The sequence below is a fragment of the Reyranella sp. genome, assembly GCF_044224635.1.
Classification (GTDB): domain Bacteria; phylum Pseudomonadota; class Alphaproteobacteria; order Reyranellales; family Reyranellaceae; genus Reyranella.
Genome location: NZ_JBGAKA010000027.1, coordinates 94,299 through 107,225 on the forward strand (window position 1 = coordinate 94,299; position 12,927 = coordinate 107,225).

Annotated in this window: 13 protein-coding genes; 5 read left to right on the plus strand and 8 right to left on the minus strand. The window is 66.1% G+C overall.

The genetic code is table 11. From position 1 onward, the window contains the following. Positions 1-63: 63 nt before the first annotated feature. Together ACILR9_RS22500 and ACILR9_RS22505 are read right to left on the minus strand one after the other, a co-directional pair. Positions 64-1,047, minus strand: coding sequence for an ABC transporter substrate-binding protein (locus ACILR9_RS22500; RefSeq protein ID WP_395712194.1), 984 nt, complete (start codon positions 1,045-1,047; stop codon positions 64-66). A 14-nt stretch (positions 1,048-1,061) separates the two neighbouring features. Then, positions 1,062-2,657: a hypothetical protein gene (locus ACILR9_RS22505; RefSeq protein ID WP_395712195.1), complete on the minus strand. Its 1,596-nt coding sequence runs from the start codon at positions 2,655-2,657 to the stop codon at positions 1,062-1,064. A 210-nt stretch (positions 2,658-2,867) separates the two neighbouring features. Here ACILR9_RS22505 and ACILR9_RS22510 point away from each other — a divergent pair, with 210 nt between their 5' ends. Both ACILR9_RS22510 and ACILR9_RS22515 read left to right on the plus strand, forming a co-directional pair. Continuing rightward, positions 2,868-3,374, plus strand: coding sequence for a tetratricopeptide repeat protein (locus ACILR9_RS22510; protein WP_395712196.1), 507 nt, complete (start codon positions 2,868-2,870; stop codon positions 3,372-3,374). Between the two features lie 81 nt (positions 3,375-3,455). Beyond that, positions 3,456-4,661 (plus strand): M23 family metallopeptidase, encoded by a 1,206-nt coding sequence (locus tag ACILR9_RS22515; RefSeq protein ID WP_395712197.1) that lies wholly within the window; start codon positions 3,456-3,458, stop codon positions 4,659-4,661. Here ACILR9_RS22515 and ACILR9_RS22520 read toward each other — a convergent pair. From ACILR9_RS22520 to grrA, 4 genes are all read right to left on the minus strand, one after another. After that, positions 4,647-4,781: a hypothetical protein gene (locus tag ACILR9_RS22520; protein ID WP_395712198.1), complete on the minus strand. Its 135-nt coding sequence runs from the start codon at positions 4,779-4,781 to the stop codon at positions 4,647-4,649. The genes ACILR9_RS22515 and ACILR9_RS22520 overlap by 15 nt on opposite strands. 56 nt (positions 4,782-4,837) lie before the next feature. Further along, complete coding sequence (locus ACILR9_RS22525; protein WP_395712199.1) at positions 4,838-5,575, minus strand: hypothetical protein; 738 nt, start codon at positions 5,573-5,575, stop codon at positions 4,838-4,840. After that, positions 5,572-6,771 carry a cyclophane-forming radical SAM/SPASM peptide maturase GrrM/OscB gene (gene grrM, locus ACILR9_RS22530; protein ID WP_395712200.1) on the minus strand — a complete coding sequence of 400 codons (1,200 nt, stop codon included), beginning with the start codon at positions 6,769-6,771 and terminating at the stop codon, positions 5,572-5,574. The genes ACILR9_RS22525 and grrM overlap by 4 nt, the downstream gene beginning before the upstream one ends. 112 nt (positions 6,772-6,883) lie before the next feature. Then, on the minus strand, positions 6,884-7,294 hold the full coding sequence (gene grrA / locus ACILR9_RS22535) for a GrrA/OscA1 family cyclophane-containing rSAM-modified RiPP (RefSeq protein WP_395712201.1): 411 nt from the start codon (positions 7,292-7,294) through the stop codon (positions 6,884-6,886). 83 nt (positions 7,295-7,377) lie between these two features. Between grrA and ACILR9_RS22540 the strand changes: the two genes are divergently transcribed. After that, positions 7,378-7,581 (plus strand): hypothetical protein, encoded by a 204-nt coding sequence (locus ACILR9_RS22540; RefSeq protein ID WP_395712202.1) that lies wholly within the window; start codon positions 7,378-7,380, stop codon positions 7,579-7,581. An 89-nt stretch (positions 7,582-7,670) separates the two neighbouring features. Here ACILR9_RS22540 and ACILR9_RS22545 read toward each other — a convergent pair whose 3' ends face one another. Together ACILR9_RS22545 and ACILR9_RS22550 are read right to left on the minus strand one after the other, a co-directional pair. Then, entirely contained in the window at positions 7,671-9,122 is a 1,452-nt protein-coding gene (locus ACILR9_RS22545) for a multicopper oxidase family protein (protein ID WP_395712203.1), read from the minus strand. 46 nt (positions 9,123-9,168) lie between these two features. Beyond that, positions 9,169-10,101, minus strand: coding sequence for a hypothetical protein (locus ACILR9_RS22550; protein WP_395712204.1), 933 nt, complete (start codon positions 10,099-10,101; stop codon positions 9,169-9,171). A gap of 385 nt (positions 10,102-10,486) precedes the next feature. On the opposite strand from ACILR9_RS22550, the gene ACILR9_RS22555 reads away from it, so the two are divergent. Together ACILR9_RS22555 and ACILR9_RS22560 are read left to right on the plus strand one after the other, a co-directional pair. Next, positions 10,487-11,590, plus strand: a complete 1,104-nt coding sequence (locus tag ACILR9_RS22555) for an ABC transporter ATP-binding protein (protein WP_395712205.1) — start codon at positions 10,487-10,489, stop codon at positions 11,588-11,590. Further along, positions 11,587-12,657 carry an ABC transporter substrate-binding protein gene (locus ACILR9_RS22560; protein WP_395712206.1) on the plus strand — a complete coding sequence of 357 codons (1,071 nt, stop codon included), beginning with the start codon at positions 11,587-11,589 and terminating at the stop codon, positions 12,655-12,657. The genes ACILR9_RS22555 and ACILR9_RS22560 overlap by 4 nt, the downstream gene beginning before the upstream one ends. Positions 12,658-12,927: the final 270 nt, after the last annotated feature.

Below are 12,927 nucleotides of genomic sequence, written 5' to 3' on the forward strand. Positions count from 1 at the left end.
GCACCACGATGCTGAGAAAATCGGGGCGGTGCCCGCCCCGATTTTCATAGGAGGAGAAAACGCTCAGACTGGGGGCAGATCGCCTGCCACCTCGTCGGGCGTCACTGGCCGGCTGAGCAGGCCGAGCCGGCCGAGCTGATCGATGGTTGCCTGCCAGCCTTCACGGGTCTGCTGTCCCAGCGGCTGGCGGCCGAGCTGGCGCACGATGACCGCCATGGCTTGCGACAGGTAGGCCCGCGAGAAATCCGGATAGAGCGGCGCGAAGGCGGCGATCGCGGCAGCCGGCGTGTATTGAAGCCGGCTATAGGCCTCCTGGACCGCTTCGGCGACGCGGGTCGCGATGCTGCGCTTGTCCGGCGACGTCCAGGCCGCTTCGCGGGCGATGATGTTGAAGCTGTAGAGCTGCACGCCAGCGTCTGCCAGGCGCAGGACCGAGATTTGCCGGCCATCGGCTCGCAGCGCCGAGGGCAGGTTTTCCTCGTAGTCGATCAGCGCGTCGACCTGGCCGTCGAACAAGGGGGCAGCGGTCGGGTCGACCGAGACGGTGGCGATGCGCGCGGGATCGAGGTTCTGGACGGCGACGAGCGCGCGAAATTCCTCGACCGTGACGCTTCCGGGCACGAGGCCGATGCGCCGGCCGTACAGGTCGGTCGGTACGACAATGCCGCGCTCGGCACGCGCGAAGATCACCGACGGCGTATTGCGGTAGAGCACGCTCAGGCTCTTGATCGGCAGACCCCGGGAGCGGCCGATGGCCGATGCGACGCCGCTCGACACGCCGATCCAGTATTCGCTGCTGTGGGCGACCATCTGGGTGGCGATGACGGCGCCGTGCCCCTCGAGGAGCGCGACCTGCAGGCCGCGCTGGGCGAACAGACCCCATTCACGGGCCAGGAAGAAGCCGGCGTATGTCGGCATCGGCTTCCAGTCGAGCAGCAGGTTGACCTGCTGCAAGCCGGGCTGGGGACGCCCGATCGCGGGGGCTGTCAGGGGAAGCGCTGCAGCGCCGGCGATGACGGTGCGGCGCGAAACGCAAGGCCGCTGCATGGGGAGGGACGATCCTAGGTTCGGGGTGGACGGCTGAGCAAGGTCCAACTTCGTGTGTCCTCGACCTTGGTATAGTGCTTCGACAGGTGCTCGGTGTAGGCCTTCACCGCACGTTCGGTCCAGGCGGCTTCGGTCGAAAACTTGGGGACCAGGACGTACTCGGCGTCGCGGAAGACCTCGTTGGCAGGGCGGATCGGCGCTCCCGTGGCGGACCACAGATTGCCGCCGCGCGGGGGAACCCAGCCGAGCATGAAGGGGAACGGGTTCACCTGGTCGAGCACGACGATACCTCCCGGACGGTGCTGACCGTCGGTCAGCAGGTCCGCCGCCTCGATGATCGTGTCGACATATTCGGTGGCCGTCAGCTCGACGTGTGGCTGCAAGGCGCGCGACCAGTTGAGCAGAGCGTGACCGGGCTTGCCGGCAGCGAAGGCGTCGAGCAGCCCGCTGCGCTCGATCGGAACCGCGAGGCCCTTGAGATTGGTCTGCGCGACAAGCTGCAGGTCGGATTTGTCCTGGGCGCGCATGTGATAGGCCCAGATGCTGATCGCCGAAGCCATCATCACGAACAGCGGAAAGATCATCAGGACCGGCGCGGCCGACGCCATGGCATCGCTGCGTCGGCGCAGATGGTCGTAGAGCAGGAAGGCGATGACGATCGCTGCCGGCAGGCCGTGCGTTTGATGATTCTGGGACAGCACGAACAGGGCGACGGCGAAGATGCCGGCAACGGCGATCGGCAGGCGCGGCGAAGCCTGGCCCCCCCACCACAGCCACGCGGAGAACAGGATGGCCGCGACATAGGCAGCACTGGCTTCGACATTGGTGAAGAAATTGTTGGTATGAAACGTCAACTTGCTGCGAACGGCACCTGCCTCAACGGCATCGAAGATGTCCGCCTGATAGGCATGATTCCACGGCGCCACGGCGTTCAGAACGATCACGGTCAATATGATCATCGGCGCGGCCGGACGGTGGCGCACATGCGGGCTGACGATCGCCGCCAAGCCGGCGAGGGCGAGGCCGGCGGCAAAATACGTGATCTTGAGATAGAAGAGCGCCGTCAGCAGCAGGCCGGCAATCGCCATGTCGAGCAGCTCGAGACGGCGGTTGTCGCGGGGCGGTATGAACAGGATCAGCGTCAGGACGGCGAGCAGGCTCCAACCATAGCGGTTGTAGGACATCGCAAACGTGTAGGCGGTCAGGCTTTCGCCGACATTGGCTGGCCGCAAGGCGAGCAGGCTGACGAAGACGACGAAGCAGGCGGCGGGTACCAGCGGCAGTCTGCGCATGGCTGCGAGCGTGGCTGTCAGGAAGGCAACCAAGGAAACCAGGCAGGCGCCTACCAGGAAAGCGGCCGGGGTCAGGCCAACGAGCTTGAAGCCAAGAAGAGTCGGGAAGAAGCTCAGGAACCCGAGCGGATCATGAAAGTCGCCATGCATAACCTGGCCATTCCACAGGTGCCAGGCGCCGGACAGATTGTAGACGAAGTCCCACGTCATGTCGTTCGACAGCACGACATCGGGACTGAGCATCGCCCAGATCGCCAGCCCCACGGGCAGAACGGAGACCAGAACGAGATGTACTGGCGACGTGCGAACGCTCGACATGGCCGCCGCCGAGTCCTCTCCGGGCGGCGCATAGATCCAGCTCGAGGATCGACGAAGCGGCTCGGAGCCGTCGTGCTTCGATATCCAGGACAACCCCAACCGCCCAAGCACGGCGAATCGTCACTCCCCACGCGACGATCACCTGCCGTGATTCCCTTTCCCACTGTGTAATATACTTGAAAGGTTGTTGTTTTGGCTAGAATGCGATTCATGAGAACGATCGTCTTCGCGTTGAGCGCGCTCCTGTGGTTTTGCGCACCGGCCATGGCTCAGGCGTCTCTAGAGGCCGACATGCGGGCCGCGGCGGCAGCCTACGAACGCAAGGACATGCCGACCGCGGTCCGGCTGTGGAAGGTATGGGCAGGCAAGGGCAATGCCGAGGCGCGCACCCTGCTTGGCGCGATGTACTGGAGCGGCGAGGGTGTGCCGCGCGACCACAAGGAAGCGGCGCGCCTTTACCTGCTGGCCGCCAACCAGGGGTATGCACGCGCCCAGAATGACATCGGCTTCATGCTGGGCTTCGGCGAAGGCATTCCCCCGCGCGACGACATCGAGGCCTACAAATGGCTCGCGCTCGCCATCAAGAGCTACACCGCCAGGAACCAGGAGCGGCTCGACCAGGCGAAGAAGGACCTCGCTACCCTCGCCAAGCGCATGAGCCCTGCGCAAATCGCCGAGGCCGAGCGTCGGGTCAAGGGCTGGAAACCGTCGCCCTGATTGGCTAGAGTGCGTCCTCCTGGCTCTCGCCGAGCGCTGTGCCGGCGCCCTATCGCGACTTTTTGATCGACCGAAGGAGCAATGAAGAAAGCTTCGCTCGCTGCGGCAATTGTCGCGTGGTTGGTCGTTGGCCCGGCATTTGCCGGTCAGCCCGACGAGGAGGCGCGTGCCGTCGAAGCCCGTGCCGCCGAGGAACTTCTTCTGGGTAGCGGCGACGAGGCGAGGCGCCTCAGCGACTACCAGATTTTCACCCGCGAGATTTCCGCTGACAGCCTGGTGCTGGACACGTTCGACGCCGCGGTGGCCGAAGCGGGCGTTGCCGCCGCGACAATGCTCGATGCGCGGCAGGCTTTGGCCAGCGCCCTCGATCTCGACCGCGACCTGCAGACCGGTGATCGCCTGTATGTGCGCTATGAGCAGGCGTTCACGGCGGAGGGCGTGGCCATCGGCATTGGCCGCGTCCTGTGGGCCGAGCTGCGCACAAGATCCAAGGGGACGATCGCCATCCATCGCTTCCGGACGCGCGAGCACGGCGAGCGATTCTGGCTCGCCAATGGTCAGGCAGCCATAGCGCCGTCCATGCGCATGCCGCTCGATGTCATCTCCATTTCGTCCGGTTTCGGCTTGCGGCCGGATCCTTTCGAGCAGCCGCGACCGCTCGCTGCAACCGGCAAGCCGGAGCCGATGGGCGGTCCAAAGCGGAGCGGCTCATCGCTGCCGCCCGGGCTGCCGACCGGCACCGTCGGCTACGGGGCGGCTCCGACACCGCCTATCGGTGCCGTGCCGATCTACATGAACCCTGATGGCAGCTGGAAGACATCGCTCACGAAGGCAACCCCCAAACGTTCGTCGGCAGGGGCGCTGTTCATGCACGACGGCGTCGACCTGGTCGCGCCAACCGGCACGCCGATTTATGCCGCGGCCGATGGTATCGTCGTCGGCGTCGGGCCCAACGGTCGCTACGGCAACTGGATCCAGGTCGACCACGCCGGCAAGCTGTCGACCGTTTATGGGCATCTTTCGCGCTTTGCCGATGGGCTGATGGTCGGCACGACGGTGTCGCGCGGTGACGTGATCGGATTCGTCGGCAGCACGGGTCGCTCGACCGGTGCGCACCTGCATTTCGAGGTCCAGAGCGAAGGCAAGGCGGTCAATCCGACGACTCATCCAGAGTTCAAGTCGGTGTCGATGCGCGGCGTCGATATCGAGCGGTTCAAGAAGCAGGTTGCGCGGTCGCTCGAGGAGCGCGAGCGCGAAGCCAAGGTCGCGGCGTCACTTCGGCGCTGACGCGCCGATCGCGAAGGCCTTCTCGGGCGCCAGCACCAGCCGATGGCGGCCGACCAGGGCGACCCAGGCGATCCCGAGCGCGAACCAGACGCCCATCCGCAGGACGCCGACCGCGAACACGGCGTCGAGCAGATTCTCGTTCCCCGCCCCAGCAAAGCCGGGGAGGATGACGATTCTCAGTCCCAGGCCGCGTCGATGATGCGGCCGTCTTCCGACAGGACCAGGGTGAGCCGGTTGGGATCGATGACGTAGCTCGCGATGCCATCGGTCGGCTTGATGACGCGGAGCGTATAGGGCAGGTCGACCTCGCGCACGGAGTTGTCAGCCGTCACGCCGGCCGGCGGGTTGGCGCCCTTGGCGATGAAGTACTTGCCCATGCACTTGGCGCAATCTTCCTTGGGGGCCGGGGTCTCGGCGTAACCCGGCAAGGTCTTGAGGGCGACCACGTTGCTGCCGCCTCGGATACGCACCCCCTTGTAGGGATGGCCCGACTCGACCGGCAGGATAGCCTCGACCGCCATGAACGATCCGAGCGAGGCGGGGGTGCCCGGAGAGCTCGCCTCGAACACCAGGTCGAGCACGCCGTCGAGCGGCTGGCCCTGGGTTATCGGCAGCAGGTGCGGCTGGCCCCACAGACCCGACGTCACCAGGCCGCGGGCGCGCACGATATCGATGCCACCGGCACGGTCCGAGCGCAGCACTTCGACGCTGGTCACGATCAGCACCGGCGCCGGAGGACCGCTGCCGGGGGGCTGACCGGCGCCCGGCCCGGAACTCGGGCCGCCGCCGTAGCCGGGTGGGGGGCCGCCCGGCTGGCCTTGAGGCGGACCGGATTGCTGCTGGCTGAAGGCAGGAACGCTCAGCAGGGTCGCGGCCAGGAGGCTCGCGAAGGACAACAGTTTCGATCGTGTCATGGCATCCTCGACGACGGTGCGGCGGCCTCGGTGGCCGTTGGGGGATTCGGTGGTACGGCCTGGTTGGCGTCGTGCGCCGCCCAATCCTCCTCGAGGCGGTCGTACGCCTCGAGGATCAGATCGGTCGGCACCATCTGCGTCAGCGTGCAGAACGACGTCGTCGTGCCGGTGAACGAGCCGTTCTCGAACAGCTTGTTGACCGGTGCGCCGGCGCCGCAGACGGCGAAATACTCGCAGCTGGCCTTGCAGGCGCGCACGCCGATCTGGATGTCGCGGTAGAGCGCCGAGCGCACGCAAGATTCGTGGATCTCGACCAGCGAGTTGACGTTGATGTTGCCCAGCAGGAAGTCGCCGTATTCCTCGTTCTTCATGCCGAGCAGCTCCGGCGAGAAGCTCGACACGTTGCCGTAGCTGTCGACATTGATCATGGCGAGCGGCTCGGTCTGGATGTTGCGTGCCGGCTCGCCATCCGGGCGGAAGATGCGGGGCAGCGTGTGGTCGATCTCGCGCACGAACTGAACCTTGCCGCTTGCCCGCGCGCGATGCCAGAAGCGACGCAGGAATGCCGCGAAACGCGTGCGCAGGTCGGCGCCTTCACCGCCTGCGGTGAACAGGTCGGAGACGTAACTGCCTTCCGACTCCTCGACATTGAAGCAGACCTTGTCGATCCCTTCGCTGATGTAGAAATCGAGCAGCTCGTCGGGCTTCGCGATCGTCTCGTTCGACACCACCGACAGCGCATGGAAGGGCACGCCGTTGGCCTGGAGGCAGTGAATGCCCGCCAGGGTCTTGTCGAAGGTGCCCTTGCCGCTGCGTGTCTTGCGTTTGGCGTCGTGCGCCTCGCGCGGGCCGTCGATGCTGACGCCGATACCGACATCGCACTCGAGGAAGAACTTGCACCAGGCGTCGTTGATCAGGGTGGCGTTGGTCTGGAAGGAATGCTTGACCGTGACCGACGGCGGCCGCAGCCGCTCGATCGTGGCGAAGGCCTCGCGATAGAACGAGAGCGGCGCGGCGAGCGGCTCACCGGCGTGCCACAGCACGATCATCTGCGTATCGCACCAGCCCGAACCGAACACCTCGCTGAACAGCCGGGCGACGGTCGATTGCTCCATGACGTGCTTGTTGGAGCGGTCGGGCAGGTAGCAGTAGATGCAGTCGATGTTGCAGAATCCGGTCGGCTGCACCACGACCATGCTGATTCCTGGCCTGTTGACCTCGGGCGTGTTGATTCTCGGGCCGTTGATTTCTGGCCGATCGGACACGCTCGACCGCGGTTCCGAGACAGATGACGCTTCGGTCACGGGCCTACCAATTGTGCCAGCCGTTGCCCCAACCGCCATTGTGCCAGCCGTTGCCCCAGCCGCCATTGTGCCAGCCGTTGCCCCAACCGCCATTGTGCCAGCCGCCGTTGTGCCAACCCCAGCCGCCATGCCAGCCCCAGCCGCGATGCCAGCCATTGCCCCACCAGGCGAGTTGGCTTTCGGGATCGACGGCGACGAACGGCTTGCCGTCGCGACCATACTGCTCAAGGGTATCGGAGACGGAGCCGCGGATGGTCTCCAGTCGCTTGGCGACATCGCCCGGCTTCCTGGCCTTGGGCTCGCTGGAGGACAGCGCCGCCGTGGCATCCACGGCGGCCAAGCTGACCGACATTCCGAGCGCCCCGGCCGGAAGCAACGCAGCCAGGTAGCGGGTCGAACGACGATCCTGGGCCATGCAATTTCCTCCTTGGGAGCGTACGTTACCTGTACCTGCGAGATGCTCGCAAACAAAAATAGCGACTTCCGGGAGAGCAAGCGATGTCCGATGTGCAGGCGTTACACTTCGACGATGATGGCGAGACTCCCAACAACCCGCGATTGCCCTTGCTGCTCTATCGCGCCGCTGTGAAGGTTGCCGTCGATCACGCTGCCGTCGTTGCCAACATCGCCAGGGTGCCGATCCCCGACTGCGATCCGGTGCACGGCCCGGACGGACCGCTAACCGAGCTGTGGTCGAAGTGACTCACCTCATGTTCCTCTCGGCGCGCTCGGGGGAGAGGAGCCTGAAACTGAGGTGCTCGCGGATCGGGCACGCTCGATGACCCGCACCTTCAGCTGAACCCGCGATAGACCATGGTAGCGAACATGCCCGCTTCCATGTGGTAGAGATTGTGGCAGTGGAATGCCCACATGCCGGGATTGTCGGCGTCGAAGGCGACCTTGACAGTTGCCAGTGGCGGCACCAGCAGGGTGTCGCGCATCGCCCCCGCGATCCGCTGGCCGTCGATCTCCACCACCTGGAAGGAGTGACCGTGCAGATGCATGGGATGCGACATCATCGTGGTGTTGCGCATCACCAGCTCGATCCGCTCACCCTTCTCGACGGTGACCGGCAGCGCCTCGACGCCGTGGATCGTGATGCCCCAGATGTAGGCTCCCATGTTGCCGGTCAGGTCGACCGGCACGGAACGATCGACGGAGCGGCTGGCGAGCGGCTCGCTGGCCCGCAGGGCCTTCTCCAGCGCCAGGCCGACCTCCGCCGCCGCCGTAGCGCCGTTCGTCGGGATCTTGGTCACGGCGGCCCCGGCGGGCCGCAGGATCACGCCGGTCTGCAGCGTACGGCCCTCTCCGCGCGCCACGATGGGCACGGCGCGTTTGTCGTCGGGCATGCGCAGCATGACGTCGGCGCGCTGGGCGATGGCAAGCGGCAGGGCGGTGAGCTTGACCGGCATCACGGGATTGCCGTCGACCGTCAGCAGCGTGACCTCGATGCCGCCGAACTCGACCACGAAGTTCGACGATGCCGCCCCGTTGATCAGGCGCAGGCGAACGTCGGCGCCCGCCTCGACGGTGAACATCTCGGGGTCGGCCAAGGTGCGGTCGTTGGCCAGATAGGCGTCGTAGGTGACGTCGTTGAGGTCAGGCTTGGGCGCAACGCCGCCCGAGGCCATGGTGCCGCCGCGCGCCATGGTCGTCGAGCCGCCCGTCATCGCCATGCCGCCGCCCATCGCCATGGCCGGCTTCGGCTTGCGCAGTTCGACGAAGATCTCCTCAGGCTGGCGCCAGGAGAAATCCTCGAACATGACGACCACTTCCTGAACGCCGCTCTTGATGGCGTCGGTCTCGCGGATGATCAGCGGCGCCGCCGCCAGGTTCTGTTCCTGCAGGCCGAAATGCGAATGCATCCAGCGAGTGCCGGTCGGCTGGGCGGGAAAGCTGTAGTCCGCGAACTTGCCGGGCGCGATCGGGGGCGTCGAGAGGTAGGGGACGCCGTCCTGCCGCCACGGCGGATTGAGGCCGTGCCAATGCAGGCCCGACAGCACGTCGAGATTGTTCTCGAGCCGGACGTCGAACATGTCGCCCTGCTGGAGGGTGAGGCCCCATTCACCGGAGGGCTGCGAGACGCGGTAGCGCCTGGCCGGCTTGCCGTCGACCTCGATGGTCCGGTAGCTCAGCCTCAGGATCTTGCGATTTGCCGCCCGGGCCATTCCGGCGGCCAGGGTGACGCCCACCGCGCCGGCGAGGGTCGTGCCGACCAAGAGGGACCGTCTGGACGGGCTCATTGCTTGGATCTCCTTGGATCGACGCTGGTCGACACGGTAGCGGCGGCTATTCGTGGGCGTTCGGCGGGTTACCTTTCAGCCGGTACACGATGCCGGTCTTGGTGGCGCCGAGCTTGATCCAGTCGCGAGCCTCCTGCTGCAGGGCGAGGAAAAAGGCCTCGGCGCGTGCCAGCGCCTCGTCGGTCATGTCCTCGCGCCGCCGGAACTTGAGCTGGTAGGCGAACTCGCCGACCAGCGGGCTGTGGTCGCCGCGGTTGCGCCATAACGCGACGTTGGAGACGGTGCGGATGTTGTTGCCGAAATCGAGCTCGCCCACGTCCTGCAGCACTTCCTCAACGATGGTGCCGTTCACCAGGTCGAGTTTCTCGTGATGGCCGTGCTTCAGCGTCTCGAGTGCCGGGAGGATGTGCACCATGTTGTCGAGCGACAGCCGTTCGCCCGACGCCATCGACGGCAGGTGGAACTCGACATTGTGCGAGTACAGCATGCGCAGGCCATCCAGGCCGTCCTTCAGTGGCAACGCCTCGGCCTTGAACTTGATGCGGTAGTCGGTGCTCACCTGCGGCCGCACATCCATCTCGGCCGCCTTCTGCAGATCGGGATGGCGATACTTGAAGACGATCTCGGGCTCGCCGACGGGAAAGCCGTCCCGGTACGGGATGCGCCGGCGCAGGATGAAGGCGTTGTTGTAGAGGCGGTAGTCGTGCGTATCGACGAACAGCACCTCGCGGATCTGCAGCGGCTCGAGATCGTAGCCCGACGGATCGAAGCGAACGCCGGTCTTCTTGGCCGGCCGGCGCATCACCTTGGCGAAGTCGAACAGGCTCTGGCGCGACGTGAAGTGGTTCGGCTTGAGGATGATCTTGCATTCGAGGTAACGAAGCTCGTCGAGCGGCATGCCGTCGGCGTACTTGCCGGGCTTGATCTCGGGCAGATGTCTTGCCCGCAGCGCGGGTTGGGTCTTGGTCTTGGTTGCCATCGAACGAAGCTCCCCCGATTTGATCCCAGTATAGTCCACGACCGGGGCGAGGGCGAACGGCGGGCGGCGACTTGGAACGGCGATTGCAGAGGAAGGCCGTTGCAGGCTGGCCTGCAGGTGAGGGGCAGGGCATTCGCCTATGGACAAAGATTCCGTCATCCCGAGCGAAGCCGCCCCAAGGGCGGCGCAGTCGAGGGACCTTGTCTTGCTGAATCTGCAACAAGAAAGGTCCCTCCACTGCGTCGCGCGTCGCGCGGCTCCGGTCGGGATGACGGAATCTTTGTCCATAGACGAATACCCTGGGATGAGGGGCAGCCTTGTCGAGGTGCAAGCGGCGCTGGCATGATGGCGAAAGGGAGCGACATGGCGCGTACGAGGACCTGAAATGGCTGCACTTCTGCAGGCCCTGACGCTCGACCGGGTGAGCAAGACCTACGGCGCGACCAAGGCCCTCGACGAGGTTTCCCTCACCATCGGGCGCGGCGAGTTCCTGACCCTGCTGGGTCCCTCTGGCTCGGGCAAGACGACCATGCTGATGTCGATCGCGGGCTTCGTCGCGCCGAGCAGCGGCGAGATCCGGCTCGACGGCGCGCCGATCCAGCACCTGCCGCCCGAGCGGCGCAATTTCGGCATGGTGTTCCAGGGCTACGCGCTGTTTCCCCATCTCACGGTGGCGCGCAACATCGCCTTCCCGCTCGAGGTGCGCGGCCTGCCGCGCGAGGAGATTGCCCGCAAGGTGCGCGAGGCCGTCGAGCTGGTGCAGCTCGACGGCCTGGTCGAGCGCCTGCCGCGCCAGCTCTCGGGCGGCCAGCAGCAGCGCGTGGCGCTCGCCCGCGCCCTGGTCTTCGCGCCGCATCTGCTGCTGCTCGACGAGCCGTTGAGCGCGCTCGATCGCAAGCTGCGCGCCGACATGCAGGTCGAGCTCAAGGAATTTCACCGCCGCGTCGGCCTCACCTTCATCTACGTCACGCACGACCAGGAGGAGGCGCTGTCGATGTCCGACCGCGTCGCCATCCTCAATCACGGCCGCCTGCTGCAACTCGGGCCGCCGGCCGAGCTCTACGAGCGGCCGGCGACGCGCTTCGTCGCCGAGTTCCTGGGCAAGAGCAATTTTTTGCGTGGGCATGTCGAGCAGAGCAGTGCTGGCGGATTCGCGCTGCGGTCGGGCGGCGCGCTGTTCCAGCAGAGCGGGCAGGGGCCGGCGCCCAGGGTCGGCGAGAAGCTCCTGCTGGCGCTGCGGCCGGAGCGCATCGCCATCGTCGGCGAGGGGCCGCCGCCGGCCAATGTGATCGACGGCACGATCGCGAGCTGGAGCTATCTCGGCACCGCCTTCCACCTTCTGGTGGACACCAGGGATGCCGGCCGCTTTGCCGTGACCGTGCCGACCTGGCGCCACGGCACGCCGCCCGCGGTCGGCACCGCCATCAGATTGGGTTGGGACCCGGACGCATCGATCCAGGTCGAGGACGACAAAGGGAGTACGACATGACGACCAGGCTTCAGACTTTTGCCGAGGACCGCGCCGAGATCCTCCGCCTGACGCGGCGCGGCGCGCTGGCCGGTGCCGCCGCGCTCGGCCTTGCCGGCACCGCGCGTGCCCAGGCCAAGGAGGTCGTGCTGGCCAATTTCGGCGGTGATGCCGTCAAGGCCATGAACGAGGCCTTCGTCGTGCCCTACGAGAAGAAGACCGGGGGCAAGATGGTGATCGACGGCTCCGGTCCGTCGAACGGCAAGATCAAGACCATGGTGCAGGCGCGCAACGTGACCTGGGACGTGGTCGATTCCGGCCTCGGCGGCACCGGCGAGCTGGGCCCGCTCGGCCTGCTCGAGGAGATCGACTACTCGGTCGTCGACAAGAGCAAGGTGACGGCGGGCTTCGCCTACAAGTACGGCGTCTGCAACTACATGTTCAGCACCGTGCAGGCGTGGGACAGCTCGAAGATCAAGGACAAGCCGACCTTGGCCGATTTCTTCGACTTCAAGAAGTATCCGGGCAAGCGCCTGATGCGCAAGGACAGCCAGGCCATGTACGAGCTCGCGCTGATGGCCGACGGCGTGCCGAAGGACACGCTCTATCCGCTCGACACGGCGCGCGCGCTGAAGAAGATCGCCGCCATCAAGAAGGACCTCTTGTTCTGGAGCTCGGGCGCGGAGAGCCAGACCATGCTGCGCGACGGCGAGGTGGTGATGGGCTGGCTGTGGCACACCCGCGCCAACCTGCTGCGCCGCGACACCAACAAGAAGATCACCTTCAGCTTCGACGGCGGCCTGCTGCAGCCCGGCCTGTGGGTGGTGCCCAAGGGCAATCCCGCCGGCAAGCAGGTTATGGCCGCCATCGCCTCGATGCAGGACCCCGAGGGCCAGGTGAAGCTGCTCGCCTCGATGGGCAACGGCCCGGCCAACCCGGCCGCCGCGTCGATGGTCCCCGCCGAGCTCAAGGAGGTCGATCCGGGCGCCCCGGCCAACGCGGCGGTCCAGGCCAAGATCGACGCCGAGTGGTACGAGAAGAACTACAGCAGGGCGCGGCAGGAATTTTTGGACATGATCGCGTCGTGAGGAATTCCTCCTCCCCAGCTTTGCTGGGGAGGTGTCCGCGTAATCGCGGACGGAGGGGTCATGAGCCCCAGGCTCAACCCTCTCCCATGACTCATGACCCCTCCGTCGCCGTAAGACGGCGACACCTCCCCAGCAGAGCTGGGGAGGTGAATGATCGGTCCGCACCCGCATGAGCGAGCGCGGCAAAGCCTGGCTGTTCATCGCGCCGGCGCTGGCGATGGTCGTGTTGTTCTATTTCACGCCGCTGGTGCGCGTGCTGTGGGTCAGCGT

Excerpts from the sequence above, each read along its gene's own strand:
- ACILR9_RS22500 (WP_395712194.1), bottom strand. The coding sequence starts at position 1,047 with ATGCAGCGGCCTTGCGTTTCGCGCCGCACCGTCATCGCCGGCGCTGCA.
- ACILR9_RS22505 (WP_395712195.1), bottom strand. The coding sequence starts at position 2,657 with ATGTCGAGCGTTCGCACGTCGCCAGTACATCTCGTTCTGGTCTCCGTT.
- ACILR9_RS22510 (WP_395712196.1), top strand. The coding sequence starts at position 2,868 with ATGAGAACGATCGTCTTCGCGTTGAGCGCGCTCCTGTGGTTTTGCGCA.
- ACILR9_RS22515 (WP_395712197.1), top strand. The coding sequence starts at position 3,456 with ATGAAGAAAGCTTCGCTCGCTGCGGCAATTGTCGCGTGGTTGGTCGTT.
- ACILR9_RS22525 (WP_395712199.1), bottom strand. The coding sequence starts at position 5,575 with ATGACACGATCGAAACTGTTGTCCTTCGCGAGCCTCCTGGCCGCGACC.
- grrM (WP_395712200.1), bottom strand. The coding sequence starts at position 6,771 with ATGGTCGTGGTGCAGCCGACCGGATTCTGCAACATCGACTGCATCTAC.
- grrA (WP_395712201.1), bottom strand. The coding sequence starts at position 7,294 with ATGGCCCAGGATCGTCGTTCGACCCGCTACCTGGCTGCGTTGCTTCCG.
- ACILR9_RS22540 (WP_395712202.1), top strand. The coding sequence starts at position 7,378 with ATGTCCGATGTGCAGGCGTTACACTTCGACGATGATGGCGAGACTCCC.
- ACILR9_RS22545 (WP_395712203.1), bottom strand. The coding sequence starts at position 9,122 with ATGAGCCCGTCCAGACGGTCCCTCTTGGTCGGCACGACCCTCGCCGGC.
- ACILR9_RS22550 (WP_395712204.1), bottom strand. The coding sequence starts at position 10,101 with ATGGCAACCAAGACCAAGACCCAACCCGCGCTGCGGGCAAGACATCTG.
- ACILR9_RS22555 (WP_395712205.1), top strand. The coding sequence starts at position 10,487 with ATGGCTGCACTTCTGCAGGCCCTGACGCTCGACCGGGTGAGCAAGACC.
- ACILR9_RS22560 (WP_395712206.1), top strand. The coding sequence starts at position 11,587 with ATGACGACCAGGCTTCAGACTTTTGCCGAGGACCGCGCCGAGATCCTC.